Annotated in this window: 6 protein-coding genes and 1 pseudogene; all 7 read right to left on the bottom strand. The window is 40.4% G+C overall.

The genetic code is table 11. The features are described from left to right. Positions 1–486: 486 nt before the first annotated feature. Positions 487–1245, bottom strand: coding sequence for an alpha/beta fold hydrolase (locus AACT23_RS13580; RefSeq protein ID WP_094128453.1), 759 nt, complete (start codon positions 1243–1245; stop codon positions 487–489). A gap of 166 nt (positions 1246–1411) precedes the next feature. Continuing rightward, positions 1412–2086 carry a hypothetical protein gene (locus AACT23_RS13575; protein WP_094128450.1) on the bottom strand — a complete coding sequence of 225 codons (675 nt, stop codon included), beginning with the start codon at positions 2084–2086 and terminating at the stop codon, positions 1412–1414. Positions 2087–2244: 158 nt separating this feature from the next. Continuing rightward, complete coding sequence (locus tag AACT23_RS13570; protein WP_094128447.1) at positions 2245–2733, bottom strand: hypothetical protein; 489 nt, start codon at positions 2731–2733, stop codon at positions 2245–2247. A 144-nt stretch (positions 2734–2877) separates the two neighbouring features. Further along, a complete protein-coding gene (locus tag AACT23_RS13565) occupies positions 2878–3387 on the bottom strand; it encodes a ClbS/DfsB family four-helix bundle protein (protein ID WP_094128444.1) in 510 nt (169 codons plus the stop codon). Between the two features lie 153 nt (positions 3388–3540). Continuing rightward, the gene (locus tag AACT23_RS13560; RefSeq protein WP_094128441.1) at positions 3541–4023 is read right to left on the bottom strand and encodes a tetratricopeptide repeat protein; all 483 of its coding nucleotides are present in this window, start codon (positions 4021–4023) and stop codon (positions 3541–3543) included. A 147-nt stretch (positions 4024–4170) separates the two neighbouring features. Then, positions 4171–4983, bottom strand: a complete 813-nt coding sequence (locus AACT23_RS13555; protein ID WP_094128438.1) for a hypothetical protein — start codon at positions 4981–4983, stop codon at positions 4171–4173. Between the two features lie 166 nt (positions 4984–5149). After that, a pseudogene (locus tag AACT23_RS13550) lies at positions 5150–5251 on the bottom strand (GNAT family N-acetyltransferase); the annotation flags it as partial.

Below are 5251 nucleotides of genomic sequence, written 5' to 3'. Positions count from 1 at the left end.
TTGGCAATCCCTCTTGAGCCGTTTGTTAGGCCAACCAATTGACACCGACACTTTTACAACCAAAGAACGAGCTTTTTTGTAAACTTAAAACAAACTAACCCATTCATTTATAAACCAAAACCCTAAATCAGCAAAGAAACAAAAAATTCAAATTAAGCGATTTGGAAGAAAAGTGACGAGCGTAGCATGCTCGGCGGACGTTTGGATGCTGAAGGTTATTTTGCCGCTAAACTCACAGCGCTAAACAACCCAACGCGATCAAGAAACAACAAATATGTGATGATTATTTATTGCTTAACTTAAGCTAGAAAACATGGCATTTACCGTTCAATTCAAACTCGACTTAGCTGATAAAAACTCACTTTGCCTAACGCCCGGCTAAGGGGTTGACAACGCATAACCGAACTCAAAAAACATACCGTAAACACTGAACTTCAATTTTGCACTAAAACCGCCATGCGTTGGCAATCCCTCTTGAGCCGTTTGTTAGTTTTTGTGTTGCAACAAGAACTGCTCTAACATTTCACCCACCAATTCCGGTGATTCTTGATGCGACGAATGTGCTGTCAATGGAATATTGGCAAAACTACAACCTACAATTTTCGACTTTAAAGCCGCTGCCTCATCCAACGAAAACAAGAAGTCATTATCACCTCGCATTACTAATGTCGGGCAACGGATTTTTTCAACTAACTCATGTGGGTAGCCAGATTCTGTTGTGTCAAGTACAGCGTCTACGAGTTTAGGGAAATCCGGTTTAGGATTTGACGCCTCATATAAAGCAACATCATCGGCAAACCTTGATGCCCAAAATTCAGCCGTCAAACCACTTAGTAATTCAACTGATGGATCATCTGCCTCTAATCGCCACTGCGAACCCAGTGTCACCAAACAAGATACTCTCTCCGGTTCTTGTATTGCTAAACGATAACCTACGATACCACCGTCACTAAAACCAAAAATCGAATATTTCTCAATACCCAAATAGCTAAGAACATGCTGAACGTCTTGTTGATATTGCATGTAATTAAGTGGACGATTGCCTAAAAGGGACTTTCCGTGACCACGGAAATCTATACTTATCAATTGATAGTCAGCAGCAACATATTTATGAATTGAACTTAACCCATTCAACGAACCAAGACCGCCATGAAGCATCAATAATGGCTTGCCGTCATGATTACCTGAAAGCTCGTAATAAATCTCGGAGCCACTAACACTTACATAACCATTTTTATTTTTCATTTTATCGACCAACTACGTTTGTATTGATTTGACCTGAAAAAACTAACGCCCTGTTAAGGGGTGAGCAACGCAATACAGATGCCTACGCACACCATCTTAATCACTAAAACCAACGCATAGTGAAAATGCCACGCGTTGCGAATCCCTCTTAAACAGTTTGTTATATTTACTTTTTAGGATCAGAAAACGTCACATGAACCATTGGCTCATCGTTTTCGTAGTGAGTGAAAAAGTGGAATTCCTGAAGGAATACATGATCATTGTCGTATAAATCTTTACATTTAATTTTTAACAAGCCATCAACTCTTTCTATCTGTTTACGATGATCTTTGACAATAAATGATGGAATGCAGTTTATCTCAGCAAACTCTCCTGAGTGAATGTTTCGAGTAAGAGCAGGCCAAGTATTCAGCTCCTCGCAATACAGAGGCTCTTTTAGTTTATCCTCTGTAACCTTAAACTTACTGCCTGCGATAACTACTTCTTCTGCGATCCAACAAACTTCACACTCTAGAGCTGGCCCCAACCCATGATTCCTAAGTATTCCATACCCTCTATCTTCCAGTTCCAATACGATAGACTCAGCATTTTCGGGTAAAGATATTACCGTTTTTAAATACCCTGGATTATAACCTGGTATTGCAACACCTCTATTGGCAAACTTAATAGGGATTTGCCAGCCCCCTCTTTCAAACAAAAGTAAAGGTCGAACTTGAATATGCCTTTCTTTTGTGATCTCACGGAGTGAGCGGACAGAAAACAAAATGGTACCTACGATACCAATACTGGTTACTATTGTTGTAACTATCTGAGCTATATTGCTCCAATCTTGTAATGTCAAAAGAGCCCCTCTCCTTTGTAAATATAACGCCGCATTAAGGTGTGAGCAACGCTACCACCTGACCTAAACCACTGCGCCGTAAACACAAAACCCAATCTTGAGCTGAAAATGCCAAGCGTTGAGAATCACTCTTAAATGCTTTGTTATGTGGCTATTTTCTAGGGCTTCATTTCGTCAATTGGTAAGTCTGTATCCGAGCATTCATTGATTAGCTCAATAAGGTGTTGTTCTGCCTGGATAGCTGACTGAACCTTACTCTCAGCATGTATTCCGTATGATGAAGCATATTGGTATCGACCTTGTACAATAGCTGAAACGCCTTGAATTTTAGCTGTCATTAACTGCTTTTCTACTAATTCTTCTTGTGCTTTAGCAGACTTTCTTTGCTCTTCACGGGATGCTGCCAACTCGCCTCTAGTCAATGCTAATTCTTCACGTTGTAACCCTAGCTCTTTGCTTTGTAAAAGGATGGCATAGATCATCCCCGCAAATGCTAAACCAGAAAACAATGAAGTAAGCCCACCAAACATATCTCCAAACAAGCCGCGATCGCCATGTTCTGGAATAAGCTCAAGCACTCCCACACCATAAATTAGCTGAAGTCCGACGACAGCAACTGCAAAATAAATTAACCCTTTATACTTCATTTTTTCCTCTAAACTTGATTTGCCACATAACGCCCGCTTAAGGGGCAGCCAACGCTACTACTAACTTTCCGCATAACACCGTAATCACAAAAACCAACGCATAGTAAAAATGCTGCGCGTTGGCTGTCCCTCTTGAAGCGTTTGTTATGTGAATTCTCGATTGAAACGCCTAACTTTTGTACGCACATTTTTCATAGGTGATGACGTATTAAACTGAATCATGCGCCCCAAAGTCCATTGTTCATACCACGCAACACCATATAAGTCATGATTACTTAAGCTTGAAATGAGTAAAAGTATCTCGTTAACCGTAGACTCAAGTTCAATGAGTAAATCATTGTATTTCCACTCACGATACTCTTCGTGGAAGCTTTCAGCGAGTGAACCTAATTGGTTCCATTTATAACCAGTTTCCGGGAAATCTACATGTTGGTGTCGAGATCTTAGCTGATGCCATTTAAGAACCAGTTTTCCCCAACCAATCAAGTAAGCCACTGTATCACTAACACTAATGACAGTACCTTTGACGTTTCCCTCTACTCCAGATTTGCGAGCTTTACTTTCCGGAATTGAACGATAGTCAGCCATGAGTTTCGGAAATATTGAGTTTATAGCTAACTCTAATTCATCCTTATTTTTTGGCACAGAAGACATTTTGATCTCCATTCACATAACGCCCGGCTAAGGGGTTGACAACGCATAGCCGAACTCAAAAAACACACTGTAAACACTGAACTTCAATTTTGCACTAAAGTCGCCAAGCGTTGGCAATCCCTCTTGAGCCGTTTGTTATAAGCGTGCTTCGTTTTACCATGTTTTATCTAAGTCTTGTGCGTATAAAGAAATAGCTCGCTGATACTCTTTAATTGCATCACTATTCGTGGTCGATACTAGAAGTCCAAGTAGCAATGATATCGCTTCTTTATAGCGTCCCAAGTTGTAGAGGCACATGGCATAGAAAGGCTGAACTTCAATAGAACCAGGGTAGTCACTGAGAGTTTGCTCGAAATAGCTTAACGCCTCTGAATACATGCCAAGGGTTCGATAAGTGCTCGCTAGCCCAAACAAAGCATCAAACCTTTCTACCGACGAAAGTAGACCCGAAAGAGACAACAGATAATGAGCAACCGCTTCTTGCTCTTTACCCTCATTGTCGTACGACCAAGCAATTTGCAAGTGAGCCTTAGCAGAATAAGCCTCATCATTTAATAACGTTTTTAGTAAAGCTCTCGACTCTTGATACTTAGCCTTTTTCCGCAATTCAATCGCTTGTTTGATGAGACTTTCCATAATTTTCCTCGAAGCTTATAACGCCCGCTTAAGGGGCTGACAACGCTACTACCAAGTTTCCGCATAACACCGTAAACACAAAAACCAACGCATAATAAAAATGCCACGCGTTGGCTGTCCCTCTTGAAGCGTTTGTTAGCAGCCAGTTTACGAATCTGGTTCTCTGTACTCGATTGACTCTGCGTCAAAATCTGTAACTGATTTAGTTTCAACACCCATTTTATAGACTGGATGTCCTTTGAACGTATAAAAAGGATTAGTATCTTTGCAATAGCGAATCTCGTCAAAGTCACTTTCGTTTAAAAATACATTGACTGTCGACCCTCCCACACGACGAATCGCAACTATTTTACTCGCCGGATACATCTTATACACCTTGCCGTATATTTCTTGGTATGCGCCTAAGTAAGTTTCATTCGAAAGTTCAACTAAATAGTTTTTAGTTTCTCTATCAAATGCGACTACAGTCTCTTGACCTTTAGCCGGTGAGCCGATGGATATTTGGCTAACACCTCCACTTGTACCAATACGGTTAACAATCGTTGAAATTTCTTTAAAAATGGAACTAATGAATATGCGTTTGTTGGGGTCGTTTTCATTTTTTAGCTGTTGGATTACGTCACCTACATAATAGCCAACAACTCCCGATATAACCCAATCTGCTACTTTTAACATAGCTTGTTGAGTATGTGGGTCAGCCAATATTGGAATTAGGGAGAAACCATCGGAGGCTCTTTTTCGCTGGCCAATTTGAAGAGATAAATGTTGCCTCTCTTCATTTGAAGGGAATGCACCTTTAACCAAACGGTCTTCCTGAGCTAAATACGCTTTATTTATAATTCGTTGAAAAGCAATTAAAGATTCGCCAAGATCATAAATACTGACTCCGCGTTTATCTAGATCATCACCAATAAAACGAATGGTAAAGAGCCCATTTTCATATTTTTCTCTTTCTTGCATTTGATACCCTTATACATAACTACCAGTATGGCTGCTAACGCCCGGCTAAGGGGTTGACAACGCACCGCCGAACTTAAAAAACACACTGTAAACACTGAACCTCAATTTTGCGCTAAAGTCGCCAAGCGTTGGCAATCCCTCTTGAGCCGTTTGTTATAAGCTGCCACTAAACGTTTGGATTACTTGAGTTATTAAACGAATACATGCGTATTTCATCCCTTGGAAACCAGCCTAATTTTTCGTAAAAATTTTGCGCATTAACATTATT

It is taken from the genome of Vibrio sp. V09_P4A23P171 (genome assembly GCF_963875615.1).
GTDB classification, from domain to species: Bacteria; Pseudomonadota; Gammaproteobacteria; order Enterobacterales; family Vibrionaceae; genus Vibrio; species Vibrio anguillarum.
The sequence above is the reverse complement of the archived record's forward strand: the minus strand, read 5'-3'. Positions and strand labels throughout refer to the sequence as shown.

Coding starts and splice junctions, on each gene's coding strand:
- AACT23_RS13580 (WP_094128453.1), bottom strand. CDS start 1,245: ATGAAAAATAAAAATGGTTATGTAAGTGTTAGTGGCTCCGAGATTTAT.
- AACT23_RS13570 (WP_094128447.1), bottom strand. CDS start 2,733: ATGAAGTATAAAGGGTTAATTTATTTTGCAGTTGCTGTCGTCGGACTT.
- AACT23_RS13565 (WP_094128444.1), bottom strand. CDS start 3,387: ATGTCTTCTGTGCCAAAAAATAAGGATGAATTAGAGTTAGCTATAAAC.
- AACT23_RS13560 (WP_094128441.1), bottom strand. CDS start 4,023: ATGGAAAGTCTCATCAAACAAGCGATTGAATTGCGGAAAAAGGCTAAG.
- AACT23_RS13555 (WP_094128438.1), bottom strand. CDS start 4,983: ATGCAAGAAAGAGAAAAATATGAAAATGGGCTCTTTACCATTCGTTTT.